11 protein-coding genes and 2 pseudogenes are annotated in these 20,153 nt (G+C 67.0%); 7 read left to right on the top strand and 6 right to left on the bottom strand.

The features are described 5' to 3' along the window. The first annotated feature begins 126 nt into the window (after positions 1 to 126). From AB5J50_RS16860 to AB5J50_RS16850, 3 genes are all read left to right on the top strand, one after another. Positions 127 to 1,461 carry a hypothetical protein gene (locus AB5J50_RS16860; protein WP_369258905.1) on the top strand — a complete coding sequence of 445 codons (1,335 nt, stop codon included), beginning with the start codon at positions 127 to 129 and terminating at the stop codon, positions 1,459 to 1,461. 2 nt (positions 1,462 to 1,463) lie between these two features. Then, complete coding sequence (locus AB5J50_RS16855) at positions 1,464 to 2,423, top strand: ParB/Srx family N-terminal domain-containing protein (RefSeq protein ID WP_369258903.1); 960 nt, start codon at positions 1,464 to 1,466, stop codon at positions 2,421 to 2,423. 685 nt (positions 2,424 to 3,108) lie between these two features. After that, a complete protein-coding gene (locus AB5J50_RS16850) occupies positions 3,109 to 4,311 on the top strand; it encodes an IS110 family transposase (protein WP_369258901.1) in 1,203 nt (400 codons plus the stop codon). Positions 4,312 to 7,385: 3,074 nt separating this feature from the next. Here AB5J50_RS16850 and AB5J50_RS16845 read toward each other — a convergent pair. Beyond that, positions 7,386 to 7,718 (bottom strand): hypothetical protein, encoded by a 333-nt coding sequence (locus AB5J50_RS16845; RefSeq protein ID WP_369258899.1) that lies wholly within the window; start codon positions 7,716 to 7,718, stop codon positions 7,386 to 7,388. 37 nt (positions 7,719 to 7,755) lie between these two features. Between AB5J50_RS16845 and AB5J50_RS16840 the strand changes: the two genes are divergently transcribed. Next, positions 7,756 to 8,703: an IS481 family transposase gene (locus tag AB5J50_RS16840; RefSeq protein ID WP_369258897.1), complete on the top strand. Its 948-nt coding sequence runs from the start codon at positions 7,756 to 7,758 to the stop codon at positions 8,701 to 8,703. 918 nt (positions 8,704 to 9,621) lie between these two features. Here AB5J50_RS16840 and AB5J50_RS16835 read toward each other — a convergent pair. Next, positions 9,622 to 13,104, bottom strand: a complete 3,483-nt coding sequence (locus tag AB5J50_RS16835; protein WP_369258895.1) for a hypothetical protein — start codon at positions 13,102 to 13,104, stop codon at positions 9,622 to 9,624. 697 nt (positions 13,105 to 13,801) lie between these two features. On the opposite strand from AB5J50_RS16835, the pseudogene AB5J50_RS16830 reads away from it, so the two are divergent. Beyond that, positions 13,802 to 14,716, top strand: a pseudogene (locus tag AB5J50_RS16830) (peptidoglycan-binding protein); the annotation flags it as partial. Between the two features lie 312 nt (positions 14,717 to 15,028). Further along, positions 15,029 to 15,274 carry a hypothetical protein gene (locus tag AB5J50_RS16825; RefSeq protein WP_369258893.1) on the top strand — a complete coding sequence of 82 codons (246 nt, stop codon included), beginning with the start codon at positions 15,029 to 15,031 and terminating at the stop codon, positions 15,272 to 15,274. A 446-nt stretch (positions 15,275 to 15,720) separates the two neighbouring features. Here AB5J50_RS16825 and AB5J50_RS16820 read toward each other — a convergent pair whose 3' ends face one another. From AB5J50_RS16820 to AB5J50_RS16810, 3 genes are all read right to left on the bottom strand, one after another. Further along, positions 15,721 to 15,990 (bottom strand): hypothetical protein, encoded by a 270-nt coding sequence (locus AB5J50_RS16820; protein WP_369258891.1) that lies wholly within the window; start codon positions 15,988 to 15,990, stop codon positions 15,721 to 15,723. Between the two features lie 796 nt (positions 15,991 to 16,786). Further along, positions 16,787 to 18,001 carry a hypothetical protein gene (locus AB5J50_RS16815; protein ID WP_369258889.1) on the bottom strand — a complete coding sequence of 405 codons (1,215 nt, stop codon included), beginning with the start codon at positions 17,999 to 18,001 and terminating at the stop codon, positions 16,787 to 16,789. Then, entirely contained in the window at positions 18,001 to 18,285 is a 285-nt protein-coding gene (locus AB5J50_RS16810) for a hypothetical protein (RefSeq protein ID WP_369258887.1), read from the bottom strand. The genes AB5J50_RS16815 and AB5J50_RS16810 overlap by 1 nt, the downstream gene beginning before the upstream one ends. A 279-nt stretch (positions 18,286 to 18,564) precedes the next feature. Here AB5J50_RS16810 and AB5J50_RS16805 point away from each other — a divergent pair. Further along, positions 18,565 to 18,687, top strand: a pseudogene (locus AB5J50_RS16805) (IS481 family transposase); the annotation flags it as partial. 109 nt (positions 18,688 to 18,796) lie between these two features. On the opposite strand, the gene AB5J50_RS16800 reads toward AB5J50_RS16805, so the two are convergent. Next, on the bottom strand, positions 18,797 to 19,999 hold the full coding sequence (locus AB5J50_RS16800) for an alpha/beta hydrolase (RefSeq protein ID WP_369258885.1): 1,203 nt from the start codon (positions 19,997 to 19,999) through the stop codon (positions 18,797 to 18,799). Positions 20,000 to 20,153: the final 154 nt, after the last annotated feature.

Below are 20,153 nucleotides of genomic sequence, written 5' to 3'. Positions count from 1 at the left end.
GAAAAGATAGGTGACATAATTAAAATTTGCGTCGCACTGATTGCGCTAGGTTCCCCGCGGCGCCCCGACCAGCCATTGGCTTGCCGAGCGTTGCCGTTCAGCGCGCTCGCGCACCCAGGAGGCGAGATGTTCCAGGGCACCATCCCCGGCCCCATGCGCTCCATCGTGCGGGAAACCGCGGGAAGTTGGCCGCGAGGTCCTGTGTACGTGCCGTGCTGCGGCAACTTCACCATCGAACGCTCCCTGGCCGGCATGGGCTTCGAGCTGCACTCCTCGGACGTCTCGATCTACACGAGCGCGGTCGGCCGGTGGCTCACCCGGCAGCCGGTCGGCATCCGGCTCCGCGAGGAGAGCCGAGGCGAACTCGCATGGCTCGCGGACTCCTTGGACGACGGCGTCGGAACCGTCGCCACGCTCATGCTCGGCACCCGGTTCCTCGCCAGCGTCGGCCGCGACGGCCTGTGGCACGAACGGGTAGTGCGCTCCTACAGGGACCAGTGGAAGGCCAAGCACGCGGAGACGGTCGAGCGGCTGTCCGGCTCGGACATCGAACTCGCCTCGTACGAGGTGGGGGACGTGCGGTCCTGGCTGCAGAGGGTGCCCCGAGAGGCTCCGGTGTGCAGCTTCCCTCCCTTCTACGGCGGCGGGTACGAGAAGCTGTACGAGCCGCTGGAAGCCCACTTCGCCTGGGACGCACCGGAGTATGAGCCGCTGTCGGACGCGGACGTGGTCGACGTGCTCGGCGCGATCACGGACCGACCGTACTGGCTGACCGCCTCCAACCACGACGTGCCCGAACTCCACCCTTACTTGCGCGGGGTGATCAAGGCGACGCCGCGTGCCGCTCCCTTCTACGTGTATGCCAGCGAGGCCCGGACACGGATCGTGGCCCCGCGCCAGACGGTCGAGCCGGTGAAGGCTCCTCGCCTGCGGGAGGGGGACGAACTCGTGGGCCCGCTCACTCTGTCGCTGCTGAAACCGGGGCAGTTCAACGCGCTGCGCTCCCGATACCTCAACCCGAGGATCGCGCCCGGGGCAGCGAACCTGGCCGTTGCGGTCCGGGACGGCGGCGGGCGGCTGCTCGGCGTGTTCGCCATGGCGCCCAGCACGTTCACGCCGGACGAGGCGTACGTGCTCTCGGACTTCGCGGTCGCGCCGACCGACTACCCGCGGTTGTCGAAGCTGATCGTGCTGGCGGCCATGAGCGCGGAGGCGCAGTTGCTGTGTCAGCGGGCGTTCTCGCGGCGGATCCGGCGGGTGGCGACGACGGCGTTCAGCAACAACCCGGTGTCGATGAAGTACCGCGGGCTGCTGCGGCTGAACAAGCGCGGCCCGTCGAGCGAGGACGGCTGGAAGTTCCAGCTCCAGTACCAGGGCGCCATGGGCCGGCACACGCTGGCCGGAGCCCTGGAGATATGGGCGAAGCGGTGGGGCGCCCCGACGACGAAGACGGGAGTGTGACCATGGAGGACACCAACCGCCTCGCCCCGCCGCAGATGGTGCAGGGTGACCCGCGCACGCTGACGCTGCTCGACGTCAACGCGCGGTTCCTGCCGCATGAGCAGTTCCGGCAGCTTGTGGCGAACATCGAGCGCGACGGGCATCTGACCTCGACGCCGTTGGTGTGGAACGACACCGTGTCGGGGCGGCTGGTCGTGCTCTCGGGCAACCACCGCACGCTGGCTGCGATCGAGGCCGGCCTGGAGCAGATCTGGTGGATGCAGATCGACGAGCCGCTGCCCCGCCAGCGGCAGATCGCGCTCCAGCTCTCGCACAACGCCATCGCGGGCCAGGACGATCCGGCGGTCCTCAAGGAGCTGTACGACGAGCTGGAGAACGTGGAGTGGCGCCAGTACACGGGCCTGGACGACAAGACTCTGGATCTGCTGGAGAAGGTCGACGTCGCTTCCCTGGGCGAAGCGAACCTCGACTTCGCCAGCGTGCAGTTCATGTTCCTGCCCGATGAACTGGAGCGGGCGGAGGCCGCGTTCGACGCGGCCAGGTCGACGGCGGCAGCGGACCAGCGGTGGGTCGCTGGGCTGAAGCAGTACGAGCCGGTGCTTGATGCGCTGGAGACGTCGCGGGCCGCGTACAAGATCGGCAACAGCGCGACGGCGCTCGGAGTGATCCTCGCTGTGTTCGAACGGCACCTGGATCAGCTCGCCGATGGCTGGTTCGATGCGGCCTCCGGTGAGCCAAGCCGTAATGGCACGGCACCTCTGGAGACGGTGTTCGGAGTACGGGTGATCCCAGTGGAAACGGCGGTCGCCATACGGGCAGTGATCGACCGCATGGTGCAGCAGGGCACTGTGCCGGAGAAGGAGCCCTGGCGTGTCCTTGATGTTCTCGCCAGTAACTCAGCTTCACTCAACTCGGTGCGGTCCACGAGCTCGACAGAAGTCTCGGCAGAGCATGGCCGATAGCCCCGCGCGTTGCGCGGGGGGTCAATCCCTGCGGGTACGGGGAGCAGTGGCGGCCGTAGAGGCGGGCCTGCATGGCGAGGGGACCATCCCTGCTGGTGCGGGGAGCAGTCGCCGTGCTCGCGAGGCTGGCCGAGGGTGATGGGACCATCCCCGCGGGTGCGGGGAGCAGAAACAGTTCAAGCCCCGTGAACTTCGCTCCCAGGGACCGTCCCCGAGGGTGCGGGGAGCAGGGCGGCCGGGACGTCGCCGGGGGACCATCTCCGCATGTGCGGGGAGCAGGCACCGCGACCTCAACGACACGGCCCTCTGCTGGTTCCATCTCCGTGGGTGCGGGGGAGCAGCCGGCGCGCGCCCCGCACACCCCTGTACGGACAGGACTATCCCCGCGGGTGCGGGAGCAGCCGACCCGCGTGCCCAGCTTCAGCACCTGATCGGGATCATCCCCCCCCATTACCGTCTTCGTAGCCCCGCAACGGGGTTACCGGCCTTCGGAGTTGGCATGACTACCTCCCCTTGTCGAGTGCATGGCCTGGGGGGTGGTGTCACCAGCTCCGGAGGCACTGACAGACCGCTGATTAGGGGCATGACCACCGACTTCTTCGCAGGTCGGGAGGCTCTTCGTAATGTGGATGTGGCGATCAGTGCCGTGGCAGGGCCGGGTGAGTACGACCGGAGGACACCGCACGTGATCGATACCGGCGACATCGACGTCTACCTCGGCCTGGACGTCGGCAAGGGCGAACACCACGCCACCGCGCTCACCCCGGCCGGGAAGAAGACCTTCGACCGCAGACTGCCCAACAGCGAGCCCAGGCTCCGCGAGGTGTTCGCCAAGCTGCAGGCCAAACACGGCACCGTTCTCGTCATCGTCGACCAGGTCGCCTCCATAGGCGCCCTGCCGCTGACCGTCGCCCGTGACCTGGGCTGCCAGATCGCCTACCTGCCCGGCCTGACCATGCGGCGGATCGCCGACCTCTATCCCGGCGAGGCCAAGACCGACGCGAAGGACGCGTTCATCATCGCTGACGCGGCCAGGTCGATGCCCCACACGCTGCGATCGGTCGACCTCGACGACGAGACGATCGCCGAGCTGCAGATGCTTGTCGGGTTCGACGACGACCTCGCCGCGGAAGCGACCCGTCTGTCGAACCGGCTGCGGGGCCTGTTCACGCAGATCCACCCGCACCTGGAACGGGTCCTGGGCCCGCGCATGCAGCACCCGGCCGTGCTCAGGCTGCTGGACCAGTTCGGTTCACCGGCCCAGATCCGCAGGGCCGGACGCCGACGCCTCATCACCCTGATCCGTCCGAAAGCGCCCCGCATGGCCGAACGGCTCATCAACGACGTCTTCACCGCCCTCGACGAACAGACCGTCGTCGTCCCGGGCACGGACGCGGCCGCACTGATCGTCCCCAGCCTCGCCTCCTCGCTCCAAGCCGTGCTCGACCAGCGCAAACTGCTGGCCCACCGGATCGAGGAACTGCTGGAGGCCCACCCTCTTTCCAAGGTCCTGATGTCCATGCCCGGCATCGGCATCAGGACCGGCGCCCGCATCCTCATCGACGTCGGCGACGGCACCGCGTTCCCGTCCGCCGCCCACCTCGCCGCCTACGCCGGCCTTGCCCCGGCCACCAGAAGCTCCGGGTCCTCCATCCGCGGCGAACAGCCCTCACGCAGAGGAAACAAGCAGCTCAAACGCGCTTTCTTCCTCTCCGCGTTCGCCGCGCTGGCCGACCCGGCCTCCCGCACCTACTACGACAAGAAGATCGCCCAGGGAAAGCACCACACCCAAGCCCTCCTCTGCCTCGCCCGCCGCCGAGCCGACGTGCTCTTCGCGATGCTCCGCGACGGCACCTTCTACCAACCACCAACCCCGATCACCCCTTGACCAAAGTCATAGGGGCACCCCCCCGGGCGCGGGGAGTAGACGCTTTCCGTATCAGCCTTATGACCATGGGAAAGGACCATCCCCGCGGGTGCGGGGAGCAGTGTGGAGTCGATCAGGGGATCGTCAGACTCCAGGGACCATCCCCGCGGGTGCGGGGAGCAGCAGATGGCAGAAGGTCTGGAGCAGAACCCGAAGGGACCATCCCCGCGGGTGCGGGGAGCAGCCCTCGGCTACCTCGACCATTCCGGGCACATCGGGACCATCCCCCCCGGGTGCGGGGAGCAGGACGACGTGCCCATCCTCGCCATGGGTGGCGAGGGACCATCCCCGAGGGTGCGGGGAGCAGTTAGACGCTCTCAAGTCTCTTGGGGCCGGGGCGGGGACCATCCCCGCGGGTGCGGGAAGCAGAAGCTCGGCGAACTCCTGCACGAGGGCACGGGGGGATCATCCCCGCGGGTGCGGGGAGCAGACGAGCGGCGGGCCGTCGCCGGCCTTCTCCGTAGGACCATCCCCACGGGTGCGGGGAGCAGAGTGTTGCTGTGCTGGTACTCAAGCGCGATCCTGGACCATCCCCGCGGATGCGGGGGGCAGTTCCCGGCGTTGGCAAGTGCCGCCGCCCCGGCTGTTGGCAGTTGGGACCATCCCCGCGGGTGCGGGGAGCAGCTCACAGCGCAACACCTCTCCGGGGGACGCTGGGGACCATCCCCGCGAGCGCGGCGAGCAGTAGGGATAGGTCGGGCAGCCGTGGTTCCACCCCGGACCATCCCCGCGCGCGGGGAGCAGCGCAATGCCGAGTTGCAATGGCGCAAGAGTAAGGGACAACCCCGCGGACGCGGGGAGCAGGCACTGCACAAAGGGCGGCGAACCCACCAACCATCTCCGCGGGCGCGCAGAGCAGTTGGCACCCTCCATGGCGATCCACGTTGAGCGGGGACCATCCCCGCGAGCGCGGGGAACAGTGACCCGGCGTGCTGCCGAGTTACCCGCGCTTGGGGCCATCCCCGCGGGTGCGGGGAGCAGGACGACGTGCCGATCCTGGCCATGGGCGGCGAGGGACCATCCCCGCGGGTGTAGGGAGCAGCGAGCAGGCCGAGGTAGCCGCTCATCGTGACCGGGACCATCCCCACGGGTGGAAGCGAGTGCAGTGAGGGCAATGAACTTGTCCTGGGCGGGATCATCCCCGCAAATGCGGGAGCAGCTGATGCAGAACTTGGACGGGCTGAAGACCAAGGGGCCATCCCCACGGGGCGGGGAACAGGCTCACCATCCCCGCGAGTGCGGGGCGCAGACGCTGATTGGCGGTTTGTTGGCGTCGGTGACGGGACCATCCCCGCGCGTGCGGGGAGCAGCCCGCGGTGAGGGTGGCCACCCCCATGCGGGCGGGACCATCCCCGCGCGTGCGGGGACCAGGTATTTCGCGACGCTCAGCAGGTCGAACGGGGCGGGACGATCCCCGCGGGTGCGGGGAGCAGAAATCCTTAGCCGTTATCAAGATCTCTACCACGGGATCATTCCCGCGGGTGCGGGGAGCAGCACGGTGCCCAGCCGTCCTCGATGAGCGGCCAGGGACCATCCCCGCGGGCGCGGGGAGCAGAAGTACATGGAAGGCCCACCGCCCTCCCGCTGGGGACCATCCCCGCGGGTGCGGGGAGCAGGCCTTCTCCACGGTGTACATGCCGTCGGTCAGGGGGCCATCCCCGCGGGTGCGGGGAGCAGTCGGCGAACTGCTGGAGCAGCCAGACCACGGCGAGACCATCCCCGCGGGTGCGGGAAGCAGCGTAGGACGGCAAGCGTCCTTTCCCGCAGGCGGGGACCATCCCCGCGGGTGCGGGGAGCAGATGAGCCACATCCGGTCCGCGCGGTGCGCCTGGGGACCATCCCCGCGGGTGCCGGGAGCAGCGCAGGCAGGCGACACGGTCGGCGTGCCCGCGGGTGCGGGGAGCAGCTGATCCGCCGCTACGTCGCCGCCGGCTCCGAGGGACCATCCCCGCGGGCGCGGGGAGCAGACGGGCAGGGGCAGGCGAAGCGTCGATCGAAAGGGACCATCCCCGCGGGTGCGGGGAGCAGAACATGTTTCCCCCCATGAAAGCAACCTCTCCGGGACCAACCCCTCAGGCGCGAGGAGCAGTGCAGGAAGTAGGCCTGAAACTGCAGATCGGTGGGACTATCCCCGCGGGTGCGGGGAGCAGATCTAGCGTGTCAGGGTGCGGGGGAGTAGATCGGGACCATCCCAGCGGATGCCGGGAGCCCGGCGCGGGTTCGGCGATTTCAACGCATGAGCCGGGACCATCCCCGCGGGCGCGGGGAGCAGGCCTTCGACCCGGCGGCGTTGACCGCGTTGAGGGGACCATCCCCGCGGGCGCGCGGGGCACGTGCCGATGTGCCAGCCCCTTCAGTCGATGGCGGGACCATACCTGCGGGTGCGGGGGCAGATGACGTACAACGCGTTCGTCTCGATCGTCGGGACCATCCCCGCGGGTGCGGGGAGCAGCTGCCGTTGACGTCGGTGAGCGCGGCCGCGTAGGGACCATCCCCGCGGGTGCGGGGAGCAGTGCTACTACGGACGTGACTTCCCACGTGGCGAAGGATCAACCCCGCAGGTGCGGGGAGCAGCCGGACGCGTACGGTCCGCACGTGGTCGAGGAGGGATCAACCCCGCGGGTGCGGGGAGCAGGCCGAGCGCCAGCAACTCGCTGCCAGAGAACAGGGACCAACTCCCCGGATGCGGGGAGCGGGAGAAGGGCGGACGGGCCGCCACCCTGTACCAGGGAACAGCCTTCGCGGGCGTGGCCATCGTGGCGGGTGTCGGGACCATCCCCGCGGGTGCGGGGAGCAGGGCATCAAGAACGGCAACGGTCCGCTCACCACGGGACCATCCCCGCGGGTGCGGGGAGCAGTTGAACACCGTGCCCAGGAACCGGCCGACGTCGGGACCATCCCCACGGGTGCGGGGAGCAGTGTTCGCACATCGTGAAGCGAAAAGGGGGAGTGGGACCATCCCCGCGGGCGCGGGGAGCAGTGGTGCCAGGCCTGATCACTTGACTGCACCAACAGCTGGCTCAACCTGGTGGCGGTCAGAGAGTCTCCCGCATCACGCGTATCAGCCGTTCGCGTTCGCGGTTGAATTCCTTGCGCGGATGGCTGAGCTCTTCGTCGTTGTACGGAATGCCCCGGCCTACTGCGTCACGGTAGGCGATCAAGAGTTTAATCAATTGACTCGTCAAAGCCGTTATTTCATCGTTCGTCACCAACGAGAGCTCGAAGCGCCGAGCAAGCACACTGCTGTCTCGAAGCACTGTCAATGCGCAGGCTCGCGCAGTCTCATCGTTGTCGTGGCCTTGGCTGATGTTCCATAAGATCTCACTCGCTTCTGTCGTCGCCTGTCTCGATCTAAAACTGCCGATCATCGTTGACACCTGGGTCTCTGATCACTAGGAGATCCACATGTCGAAGACACCCCCGCTCGATCGCGAGGCCAAGCGGCGCCTGGCCGTCATACGCCATGTCGAAGAGGTCACCGGCAACGTCGCCATGAGCTGCCGGTACTTCGGCATCAGCCGGCAGGCGTACTACATCTGGTATCGCCGCTACCAAGCCGAGGGCATCGAGGGGCTGCGCACTCGCTCGAAGGCGCCCAAGCACAGCCCGAACGCCACGCACGTCGAGATCGTAGGGAAGATCATCTATCTCCGGCAGAACTACCACTTCGGGCCCGAGAAGATCGCGATGTACCTCAAGCGGTATCACGACGTCACGATCAGCAAGTCGGGCGTGTGGCGGATCCTCAACCGCCTGGACATGGGCCGCCTGCCGGCCTCACAGCGGTACAAGCGACACGACCGCAGATGGAAGCGGTACGAGAAGCAACTGCCCGGCCACCGCGTACAGATCGACGTGAAATTCATCGAGCCGCTCGCCTCCATGCCACAAGGCCGGCGCGGCGGCCGCAACAAGTACTACCAGTTCACGGCGATCGACGACTGCACCCGGCTGCGGGTCCTGAAGATCTATCCGACCCTCAACCAGGCCACCGCCATCCAGTTCGTCGACTACGTCCTGCAGAGGCTGCCGTTCCAGGTGGAGGTGATCCAGACGGACAACGGAGCAGAGTTCCAGTCCGCCTTCCACTTCCACGTGCTCGACAAAGGCATCGGCCACGCCTACATCAAGCCCCGCACACCGCGGCTGAACGGGAAGGTCGAACGCTCCCACCGGATCGACGGCGAGGAGTTCTACCGGCTCCTGGAGGGCGTCATCATCGACGACGCCGAGGTCTTCAACGACAAGCTGCGCGAATGGGAGGACTACTACAACTACCATCGCCCACACGGCGGCCTCGGCGGCCAGACTCCTTACGAACGCCTCAAGCAGAAGACCGCGCCCCAGGCGTAAACGATCATCGTCGGTTGCACACCGACAGCCTGCAGAAAGGCCGCGTAAGCCGACCGCAGTTCGCTCCGTTTGTGTAACTCCCGGTCTCTACGCGATCGGTTGCGATCCACGAGAAACGAAGATCCCAGAGCGATCAAACCGCCGATCGCGGTGCTCACTGGTGCTGTCCACTCCATATCGCCAGCTTGCTACCTATTCGATTCAAGAAACGCTGCTTGGTGAAGAGAAGGTCCAGGCAGTAGGCGTCGGGGCCATCCCTGCGAGTGCGGGGAGCAGTCGGGGAGGCCGGTGTCCCGGGGGTTGCGAGGGGACCATCCCCGCGAGTGCGGGGAGCGGGGAGCAGGACCTGGTCATCGACCAGGCCAAGGCCTTCGCGGGACCATCCCCGCGGGTGCGCAGGGCAGATGGCCAGCGATATCGCGTCGACTTCGGCGGAGGGGCCATCCCTGCGAGTGCGGGGAGTAGACGGGCGCGAGGTTCTCCTTCGCCCGGATCTCGGGACCATCCCCGCGGGCTCGGGGAGCAGCTCGAGCAGAAGGTCGGCAGAGGGTCGGGCTGGGGATCATCCCCGCGGGTGCGGGGAGCAGAACGACACCTTCGCCAGGCAACGAGCCTGGACGGGACCATCCCCGCCGGCGCGGGGAGCAGTTGATCCGCTTCAGGATCGGGTCGTCCTTCTGGGGGCCATCCCCGCTGACGCGGGGAGCACGTGTCGGCCATGTCGGGGGTGCCGATCTCCTGCGGACTATCCCGGCGCGTGCAGGGAGCATGTGCCGTCCGGTTGGCCGCGGTGAGGGCAAAGGAACCCTCCCGCGGGTGCGGGGAACATTTTACGAACACGGGACCAGCCCACTGGCGGTAGGCACCATCCCCGCGGGAGCGGGGAACACTGGGAGGGCCGCCCACGGCGACGGTGACTCAGGGTTGGGATGTGTCGTTTCCGGCTTCTGGTTCGTTCACGCGCCGGTCAGAGTCTCTTGCGATCAAGCTCAGGTGTCGCAGGGCGTCGGGAGCGAGTTGAGGGAGTAGCGGGATCGTGTGGGGCCACGCGTTGGTTCTCAATAGGCTGCGCACGAGGTGTCGGGCCGTTTCTTCAGCAGGGGGGCTGCCGCCGCTGGATGTCTGGGCAAGCGCCAGACAGGTCCGGACGACCCTGTCGCCGGCCTTGCTGTCCGTGGCCAGTGTTACTGGGGCGCCCGCGAGGTATGCGGCGGCTGCGTAGAGCGCCATCGCTCGCTCGCCTGGTGTTCGTGCCGCCTCGGCATGGCGCCAAAGGGCGGTGGTGTCACTGGCCATGGCGGAGAGCAGGGTGAGTTCTGCGCAAGGTCCTTCCCCCGGCTGGAGCGAGTGCTGCCATCTGTCGGTTATGTCTGTGACGACGTGGCGGCTTCCTTCGGGGAGGCAGTCGAGGCGCTTAAGCAGGGTGAGGATGGTCATTGACGGCGTGTGCCATGGCGGGGGTGTGTCAGACAGGCGAAGTGAGGCGAGCCGGACCGCTTCGTGCAGTCGCGGGGCGGGTTGTCGAATATTCGGGTAGGCGAGTAGGAGAGCTGCCAGTTCCGGGAGGGTTCGGAGAGGGCTTCCTGAATCGATCCGTAGTATCAGATCCTCGGTGAGAGGTTCGGCGATGCGTGCCGCTTCGTTGGGGCAATGGTGGGTGAGTCCGGCCGCGACGGCTGTTAGCGCGAGTCGCTTCTCCATGGCGGTACGTCCCGTTGCGGTGGCCAAAGCCGCAGGTGCGTCACCGCCGTGGGCTAGTGCTTGGGCTACGACGTTGGTCAAGCCAGGATCGGCACTGCCGGCCATCACACGCGCTGCCTCATGGGCGTAGCGGTATCCCGCATCTGCGTGCCCGCCGAGGGAGCATCCGAGGGAGATCGCTGCCAGGTGAAGTGCACGGTCCGGGGGACCTGGCAGGTATGCGACGAAGGCCTCGGCTGAGCTGAATTCGCCTGCGAAACCCAGGGCCCGGGATAGGCCTACCGTCCAGTCTTCCGGGACGGATGGATGCGACGACGAAACGGGGAAGCCTCGCAGGGCAGTCTCCAGCAGCTCCCGGCTGCGCAGAAGATTGCCTGCGTCCAGTTGATCGTCCGCCTCGTGGAGCAGAAGTACGTGATCACGCTGTGGCCCGTCGCCGGGGGGACGCAGACCTGCGGACAGTCGATGCCTGGGCGCGCGCCGGGGTACTGGTGCAGGTTGGTCCTGTCTCTGCGCGCCTCCTGGCCCTGTCTGTGTCTTCGTGTCCTTCCTCCGCGATGCCGCCAGCGCAGTCCGCTCTGCGTCCTTCTCTCTCCGGACCGCGTTCTTCTCCTCCCTGGCGGTGGCCGAGGCGGCCTTAGCCTCTTGTGCTCTACGTTCTTCACCAGCTTCAGTGAGTGACAGAGCCCGTTCAGGGATGACATCGCCGAGTACTCCGGCGCGCAGCTCCTCGGGTAGGGACCTTAGGAGGCGGCCGATGTCTTCGAGGGCGTTCCTCGTGGGGGGCATGGTGTCGTCGACCGCCTGAGCGAGACGTGCCAGCGTTCCGGCCAGTTCGCGACCGAGGTGTGCCTGATCGTCTTCGGACAGCGCATCGGGGTTGGCGAGTGCTTCGGTCATCCGGGCCAGTGCGGCCCGTGTCTTTTCTTGAGCTTTGCGTTGTCGCCTGGCAGGCAGTCTGGAAAGTGCCGATGCGGCGCGGGCGAGTACGTCGACTGCGGCCAGCCCGTCCGAGGGGTCGAGCTCCTCACAGATGGCCATGATGCGATCACCGGCGTCGCTGCCGAGCGAAGGCATCGCCCGCGCCAGTGCCCCCCAGAGGTCCACCGCGGCCGCACGGTCGCGGATGCGTCCCTCGCTCAGGGTCTCTGCTCGTTCACGCAGGGCTGTCAGGCCATCCGTGTCACCGGTCGTGACCAGCAGGCCGGCTGCCGCGGTGAGTGTTTCAGTCCCTGCCGCCTTGTCGCGGATTACGGCCTGTAGCAGGGTTCGGGCAGCGCCCAGCTCGTTCAACGGTACGAGTATGCGGGCGGATTCGAGGAGCCGTGTGTACGTCTCGGTGTCCTGATATGTGCCGGGGAAGTCCGGGTCGGTACAGGTGAGCCACTGGGCGGCCTCGAGGGCGACGGCGTCTGCTCCTTCCCGCTCTGCGTAGGCCATCTCCACTGCAACGTCCGCCAGGTGCGCGGCCCTTTCGGCCGTGGTGGGTGCGGAACGTGCCAGGCCGCGAGCGCGCTCTACTTCGCCCAGCCGGACGAGGAGGGCGGGGGCACCTGGAGGCACCTCGCGCGACTCGCTGCGCAGCAGAGACCGCGCCGCGATGAGCGGGGCGAGTACTGCCAGGTTGCCGGGGGTGGTGTCTGAAGGGTTGATCTCTTCCTCAAGTGCGTCCAGTTGCGCGAGGGCCGCTTCTGGGCCGGCCGTGGAGGCGAGCCGGCACAGCCGGGGCATGTCGAGAACGTAAGCGGTCCGTTCTGGGGCGCCAGTTAGCAGCCGGAGCTGATGTGCCAGGGGGTAGGGGGGCGTCTCGGGGGGCCAGCCCGCCGTACGCCATCTCTGCGACCAGCCGACCAGCGTACGGGTGTGCTGCGCGATCGCCTGGTCTCCCAAGTCCCCACGAATTACCTGGACGAGACCGGGATCCGCAAGGGCGTAGGTCTGGGATACCGGATCGTCGAGGATGACGGAGCGCCCTGCCGGCCCCTGCATCAGGCGGTCGACCCAGTCGGCCGGGAGCCCGGCCAGCTCCGCCAGGTCCGCCGTGCGCAGGCCGCCGCCCGCCGCGGCGAGCAGCCCCGCGACCGTTTCGCCTAGAGCGGTGGGGTCCGGCGGTGTCAGCCGGACCTGTGGGACTCCTTCGGCAGGTACGAGAGCGCGCAGGTATGTGCGTTGGCGCAATGGATGCCGGGCGGGGAGGTCGTCGGGAAAGCGCACGCCGCGCCTGAAGGAGACGATGACGCGCATACCGGAAGGTGGAGCAGAGGGGAGGAGCGCGGCGATGCTTCCACGGACGATGCCTGGCAGGCTTCCGCCTTCGGCTGCGGGCGCTTCGCTTGCGGCAGTGAGTCCTGACCATGCCACGTCGTCATCGAGACCGTCGACCACCAGCAACAGCTTGCGCCCGTGCTTCACGCTCGTCTCGGCGGCGTCGGCAAACAGGCGCTTCCATTGCTGGACACCGCGAGGTATGCGTTGCTCGGGTTCACGGAGTAACGCCCTGATCTGATCGGCCATTTGCTTTTCGAATTCAGCGCGTGTGTCGGTGCCACGCGCGGAGACGAAGAAGTTCAAGACGTCGGTGTTGCTTGGCGGCCGCTGCACGTAGTCGGCGAGCAGGGCGGTCTTGCCTACCGGGGCGTCAGCGTGCCAGCACAGGTACGGCGGCGCCGTGGAACGGGAGTCGCTGACGAACGCGTTCATGGCTCTACGTTCGCCCTCCCGCCCGCGGAGATCATTAACGGCGGCTTCAATGGCGGGCCTGTGCGGGCGGACGAAGCGGTGGTGCGGGTCCCTCTCCCGGACTACGACGATCTGCCGGTGCTGTCTGCTGGTTCCTTCTTCCTGCGCGGCACGCGTCTGCCGTTCGGTCCCTACCTGAGGACGTCAGGATACGGGTCAGGTCACGACCCGGCGTGGGCGGAACTTTCGTGTAGTAGAAGTGCCCTCGTCGTCAACTATTCGCCTTCCGGCACGACCAACCGAATGCAGCACACAGGCTCGGTTTCTGTATCTCGTTCCACCGACGGAAAGCCAGTCTCAATCGTTGCAAGTGAGACAGAGAACAGAAAGAAGATCCTTTCCGCAGTAGCCTCCCCCTGAGGGTTCAAGGGCTCCGTCACTGGCAAGGTGACGGAGCCCGTACTCGTTCGCGGTTCCAGCGCAGCTGCAAAGTCGACGGAGGCGGCAGCCCGTAGGTCCTCATCATCTTCGAGTGAAGAGGCGATTCCGAACGACGTCGAGGGTGCCCCGCTTGTCACTCGGGTCGTGCGGTCGCGCGGGTAGCATGACCAATGGGTGACCCTCCACTCAACGCTTTGCAGCTAACTCCCGAGGGACCGGACCGCACCGACGGTCCCGGCCGACGGCCATACGGCGCAGGGGAGAAGGCGAAGCAAGCGTGGCAACTCCGTTGAGCGCGGACAGATTCTTGTCCGTGCTGAAGCACGCGGGCCTCGGCGTCGTCGAGCACGGCACGTGGCGTACCCACAACCGCAACCGATACGGCAACTGGGGCCCCGTGAACGGGGTCATGATCCACCACACCGGCCCGTACTCGTCCGAGGCCGACATGGTGGAGCAGTGCCGCGTCGGCTACCACGACCTTCCCGGCCCCCTGTGCCACGGCGTGATCGACCGGGCCGGGACAATCCACATGGTCGGCTACGGCCGCACCAACCACGCCGGCATGGGCGACACCGACGTGCTGCTCGCGGTCATCGCGGAGAAGACGAGCCTGCCGCGCGACAACGAGGCTGACACCGACGGCAACCGGCACTTCTACGGCTTCGAATGCATCAACACCGGCCAACAGACGTGGCCCGCCGTCCAGCTGGACGCAATGGCCCGCGCCGCCGCGGCCGTATGCCGCGCACACGGCTGGAACGAGCACAGCGTCATCGGCCACAAGGAATGGCAGCCCGGCAAGCCGGACCCGGGCGGCATCGACATGGACGACTTCCGCGCTCGCGTCGCCCGCCACCTCGAGGGCGACGGTACGACTCCGGGCAAGCCCAAACCGCCCACTTCCAAGCCGAAGCCGTCGCCCAAACCCACTCCGAGGCCGACCCCACGGTACGCCGCCTATCCCGGCAGGGCCTTCTTCCAGGCCGGTCGGTCCTCGCCGGTGATCGAGGCCATGGGCAAGCGGCTAATCGCCGAAGGCTGCGACTCCTACGACACCCCCGTGGGCGCGGTGTGGAACGGCGCGCACCGCCGCTCGTATGCCGCCTACCAGATCAAGCGTGGCTACCGCGGCCCTGACGCCGACGGCATCCCCGGCCACGCGACGTGGAAGGCGCTGCGCATCCCGCACCAGGCCAGCACGACCGAACCGACGACGACTCAGCCCGAGAAGGAGACCGATCCCGTGCCGCAAGCCCTCGCCGACATCGCGGAGCGCACCGTGGCCACCTACGTCCAGTCGCTGCTGGGCCTAATGGCAGCCTCCTCGACCACCGACCTGGTGTCGCTGTCGGCGTGGCAGGCCGCCGCCGTCTCCGCTCTCCCCGCAGCCCTGTCGGCACTGAAGTCCACACTCGGCACGGCGCTCGGCCGCACCGGCACAGCCTCCTGGCTGCCGGGCAAGCACGACCCGGCCACCCCCAAGTACTGACCGGAGGTACGCGTGCCCGAGGGAGAGATCGCACTCGCACTCGCCGAACTGCGCAGCGCCCTGGAAGTCGGCCTTGCCCGCATCGACGGCCAGCTGGCGCTGCTCGTGCAGCGAAGCGACCAGACCGACAAGGCAGTTGAGGACTTGGAGCAGCGAGTCGCCGCCCTGGAGAAGGGGAGGTGGCCGCTGCCGACCATCGCGGTACTGACGTCCGTTACAGCAGTTGTGCTGACGGTGCTCGGCGTGCTCCGGGGTTAAGCGCCCCGTTTCTGAGTCGCTGAACCCCAGCGTCCGCGTGCATCACTCTAGATTCACCCTGGCCGGGCCCGCTCATCCCGATCACTTGCAGAGGGTCCCGTAGGGCCGTGTGGTCGTTCTTCCTGGCCTGGTTCGCTCGGGGCGCTTCCCGGGGGCTTGGCTAGCGTGTCGACACCATTCAACGGAGGTCCCGTAGGGCCGTGTGGTCGTTCTTCCTGGCCTGGTTCGCTCGGGGCGCTTCCCGGGGGCTTGGCTAGCGTGTCGACACCATTCAACGGAGGTCCCGTAGGGCCGTGTGGTCGTTCTTCCTGGCCTGGTTCGCTCGGGGCGCTTCCCGGGGGCTTGGCTAGCGTGTCGACACCATTCAACGGAGGTCCCGCAGGGGAGATAGGGGTGCCGCCGCGGTCTTCGTCTCGCTGATCTGGCATGGTCCTAGTCCGGTCCCATCACTTAGTCTGGATCGCGGTGATTTCGGCCAGCCCGTCCGGCCCCCCGCCGTCTGTCACCCGCACCCTCACCGTTGTCCCTGACTGCTTTGCCGATGTGGCGATGCCCAGCACGCCGGTGGTGGCTTCTGAGCTGTCGGTTCGAATACGCCGCCAGCCGACGTACCAAATCGTGTAGCGGTACTCAATCCATGCAGTGCCGCCACCTGCGAAAACATTAAGGACCTCGGCGTCGTAGTCGACCCATGAGCTCTCATCCCATGCTGACACGCCTGGTCTCCCTTCATGGTCGGCTCTCTCGGCATGGAGAGAGGTAACTCTATGAGCATCACTAAGCACCCTAAGTAATACATAAGTCGGGCGAAACTTCTATATCTACACAAAGATGACGGCGCGACATGGCTGATAGGGGAAGCTCAGCCCAGTCCAGAAGGTCCTCAAGTGAACCAGCGGCCAAGGCCGCCCATGGAGCTAGACCTCTCATGGCCCGATGGAGCACAGCGCCCTGTGCCGGAACGGCGGGCCGGACGACCTGCGCTCCCGGTCTTGGTGTCTGGTTTTTAGGTGAGACCGACACCGCTTGTCGTCGAGCTTGGACAGCACTTGCATCATGTCGTCGCGGAATGCCGATGAGAACTGACATCGTCGTGAGAGGTCGTACGTCCGGTGTCTACTCGTCCGGCTTCGCCCTATCGCCCTGCGGTGCGATAGGGCATCCACATGCCCATGCGAACGGGGGACACACGTGGCGACAGCGGCAACAGCAGGCGCGATCACCAAGTCGAGGACGTGCTGCAAGTAGGCGTTCCATCACCCTGAGGGAAATCCAGCAGGCCGAGGTCCGCACCAGGGGTCGCGAGGCGAACGCGCCCTCCGGCGGGCACATGGACCGTGCAGGCGAGGTTCCCTTGTGCCCGTCCGGCAGGCCAGAGCAGGTCGCAGCGTAGGACCACGTGCCGTCGGCCCGGCACCACCAGCACGCTCTCGTTGACGGGGTGGACGACCCCGTCAACCGTGAGCGTCCAGCAGGATGCCGGGCCGGGGACCTCGACGCGGAGCGTCGGTGTCACTCGAACCTCACGGAGGACGTGAAGTCGTTGAAGGTGGGGTTTTCATCAACCGGGTGACCGACGGTCACCATCCCGGCCGGTTCGGAGGCGGGGTGAGCACTGTCGAGGGAGCGGACGAGGGTGAAAAACTGCGGTCCGACCTTCACCGTGAAGTCACCGTCCTCGTCGTCGAAGTTGGGCTCACAGAACCAGTGGACGACCTTGTTCGGCGGCCCGATGAAGATCATCGAGCTGATCTCGTCCTCCAGCTCGATGTCATTGGTGAACAGATCGTTCTGGATCGCCGTGATGTCATTGAGATCCTGCACCGCATCCTGCGCGGCAAACGAGAAGTACGGGCTCGCGGTGACGCTGCTGACCAGACTGTCGAGCCCCAGCAGGAACCCGGCGAAGTCGGCGAACGCCTTCAGCGTGGTCACCGTCTCCTGCAGGGTCGCCAGCGTCGACTTGAGCTGCTCGATGCTGCGCAGCGGCGAGTTCCCCGGGACCATGATGAAGACGAACCCGTCGTCGTCCCCCGCCTTGGGCTGGAAGTCCGAATGCCTGAACGCCGCCAGCAGCTTCGGAAACAGGAGCGCGGGGATCGCTACGGGCACGGCCGGCAGAGGAAGCGACTGCGACACGAGGTCGAGGGCCTTGAGTGTCACGGTGGCGACGAGCTGGACATGGAGCGGCGCGGGTACCGCATTGGTCGTGGTGAGTTCCTCCACAACGGGCTTGAAGGCGATGGCGATCTCGGTCCCCTTGACCTTGGGTACACCACCTTCGGTGAAGGGAACACCCTTGCTGACGTTCCATTTGTCTTGGGCGAGCGGCTGGCCGTTCTCGTCCTGGACGGCCCACACCACCTCCAGCTGGACCGGCACCTTGGTCTGGCTGAGCATGGGGATCAAGCCGGTCAGCTGGCCCAGCAGGCCGTTCACCCCAGTGGCGACGGGCGTGCCGGCCAGCGGCTGCCCGCTGATGATCGACGTGCCCAGGGCGGCCGGGGTCAGCTGGTCCTCTGGCTTGAAGCCCGCGAACCTGACGTCCTTGGTGATGAACGTCGCGTCGAGGGCCCCGTGCAGGATCTGCGAGACGTCGATCTGGCCGGGCAGAGGCTCGATCGTCGCATCCACGAGGGTACCCCCCGGGTGTGGTCTGACCACCGCCTGAAGCGTCTTCGCGAGTGAGTCGAGGAGCTTCTGATTGTCGGGCTGAACTTCGGGCATCAGCCCACCCCACCTACGGCAGCACCCTGCTGCAGCGAGAGGAAGATGTCTTCCCCGCTGGACAGCATGGTGTCGCCGACTTTGACGTCCATCAGGTCGTTGTGTCCTTCGTTCATGATGAGCCGGATCTTGCCCGGCGCGTCGAAGGTGATCTTCCAGCCGTCGTTGTGCGCCGTCATGGTGTTCGCCAGGGGGATCTCGATGCGCAAGACGGATCGCCGGTTGATGTAGATGGCAGTGCGAACGGGCGCCGCTGCCGCTGCGGCTGGTGCGTGGTCGGCCATGATGAGCCGCCTCCTTCGCCAGAGTGCTCGGGGGTTTTCATCAGGAGCATGACCACAACGTCGCGCTCCTTCCCGTGGCGCTCGGACCGTTCCTTCGAACGGGGTACGGTGCTCGAGATCGCTTCTGTTCAGGTCCTACGCCCCCTGGGATCGCCCGTTTGCCCGGCCCCGCTTTCGGTGCTTGCCGTCCAATGTCGTCATAGCCGTCGTTCACACGGTGGTCAGACCGGGACCTGGCGGTGCCCTCGTCAACGCGGCGATCGAACCGCTGCCCGGCCAGACCGGCCCACCGGCCAGGTCATCCGCCGCTATGAACGCAGTCGGCCCGGCGAACTCGTGCACGTGGACGTCAAGAAGCTCAGCCGCATCCCCGACGGTGGCGGCTGGCGCGTCCACGGCCGTGCCGCCTGCCCCGACCGCCGCCGCATTGCCAGCCTCCGGGTGGATCCCTGATCTTCGGTCCTGGCCACGGTCACCGGCCCGTGCTCATTACTCCGCGCGGCCCGGGACCTCACTCCACTTCGGTCACCACGCCGTCCGCGTCCATGACCCAGCTTCCGCTCTCGACGCCGTACACCTTCTTGTCGTCGAGCCACTTCCAGGACATCTGCTGCAGCATCCGGTTGGGCCGACGTTCCCAGACCGGCTGGTGGTCCCAGCCCTCGACCCGGATCATCAGCTTGTCCGCGCCCGGAATCGCCTGATACAGGTCCGGAACGGAGAAGTGCAGCACCGGCCCCAGCACCTCCGCTGTGTTGGCCGTCGTGTCCTGGTCTCCGTAGACGATGCACACCGGCACAGCGGTGCCGAGCGTGGAGCCGTACGGCACAGTGCTCGAGTTCCAGCCCCACCAGTAGGAATTACGCCACCGCATGACGCCTTCCGGCGCCCCCGCAGTGCTACCGCCCCACTTCTGGCCAACACTGTCGCAGTCCATGATGGACTGCCACACCGTCCCGGCCAGGTCCTTGTCACTGATGGTGGCCTGCAGGCCCGCCTTACTGGTCAGGTTCATCGGGAAGCCGAAAACCGCAGCCGGCTTGGACTCAGGCTGCGTGGGCAGAGCTGTGCCGGGAGGCGGAGCGAAGGGGTCCTCGGGGTGCGTCGACCACCGGCCGGCCGGAGGGAAGATGGGCGCGAGAAGGAACATGCCCGCCACGTCCCCCGGATTCTGCAGCGCGTACGGGCCCATCACGAACGAGGCCGCGGACCAGCCGACGAAGGAGACCTTCTCGTTGCTGCACCGCGCCCTGATGAACTTGACGACGGTGGCCAGCTCGTCCCATTCGCTCCGGGAATTGCCCAGCTGATGCGGGTAGGGCGCCGTCGGGGAGCAGGTCCCCGTGCCGGGGTTGGTCTCCAAAAGGCCCCGCTGGGCGGGGTTGGCGTTGCACGGATCCTCCATCTTCGGGCGGGGAGAGAGCCCGGAACCCTGGAGGTCCATGATGTACACGTCGTAGCCCTTGCCCGCCAGGAACTGGGCCCAGCTGTAGCTGGTGTCAGGGTGGGTGGAGCTACCCTTCGGTGGGAGTACGAGGTCGAAGCCAGGCAGAGCCGGAACGCTCCGGCCGTGGAGCATGAGAACCGGCTTGGGTGTGCCGCCGGACCCGGAAGCCTTGTATTCCCGTACGAACAGCTCGACTTCCTCACCGGAATTGGCCGGGATAGTCGATTTGTGCTTGACCTTGTGGTCAAAGGTTGTCAGTTGCGGCATGGTCGCCTCCAATGGCTGTTCGCGTGAGGAACGGTTGTTCCAGGAGGGATCAGCATCTCCGCCGCCGCCGGACCATACGGGGAGCGGGGCGGCGGGGCGCACGGATGGTGACTGATCGGGTGGGTGCCGCTCCTCCGATCGGCGGGGCGCACCC

The organism is Streptomyces sp. R35, from assembly GCF_041053035.1.
GTDB lineage: Bacteria > Actinomycetota > Actinomycetes > Streptomycetales > Streptomycetaceae > Streptomyces > Streptomyces lutosisoli.
The sequence above is the reverse complement of the archived record's forward strand: the minus strand, read 5'-3'. Positions and strand labels throughout refer to the sequence as shown.

Excerpts from the sequence above, each read along its gene's own strand:
- AB5J50_RS16860 (WP_369258905.1), top strand. The coding sequence starts at position 127 with ATGTTCCAGGGCACCATCCCCGGCCCCATGCGCTCCATCGTGCGGGAA.
- AB5J50_RS16855 (WP_369258903.1), top strand. The coding sequence starts at position 1,464 with ATGGAGGACACCAACCGCCTCGCCCCGCCGCAGATGGTGCAGGGTGAC.
- AB5J50_RS16845 (WP_369258899.1), bottom strand. The coding sequence starts at position 7,718 with ATGATCGGCAGTTTTAGATCGAGACAGGCGACGACAGAAGCGAGTGAG.
- AB5J50_RS16840 (WP_369258897.1), top strand. The coding sequence starts at position 7,756 with ATGTCGAAGACACCCCCGCTCGATCGCGAGGCCAAGCGGCGCCTGGCC.
- AB5J50_RS16835 (WP_369258895.1), bottom strand. The coding sequence starts at position 13,104 with ATGAACGCGTTCGTCAGCGACTCCCGTTCCACGGCGCCGCCGTACCTG.
- AB5J50_RS16815 (WP_369258889.1), bottom strand. The coding sequence starts at position 18,001 with ATGCCCGAAGTTCAGCCCGACAATCAGAAGCTCCTCGACTCACTCGCG.
- AB5J50_RS16810 (WP_369258887.1), bottom strand. The coding sequence starts at position 18,285 with ATGGCCGACCACGCACCAGCCGCAGCGGCAGCGGCGCCCGTTCGCACT.
- AB5J50_RS16800 (WP_369258885.1), bottom strand. The coding sequence starts at position 19,999 with ATGCCGCAACTGACAACCTTTGACCACAAGGTCAAGCACAAATCGACT.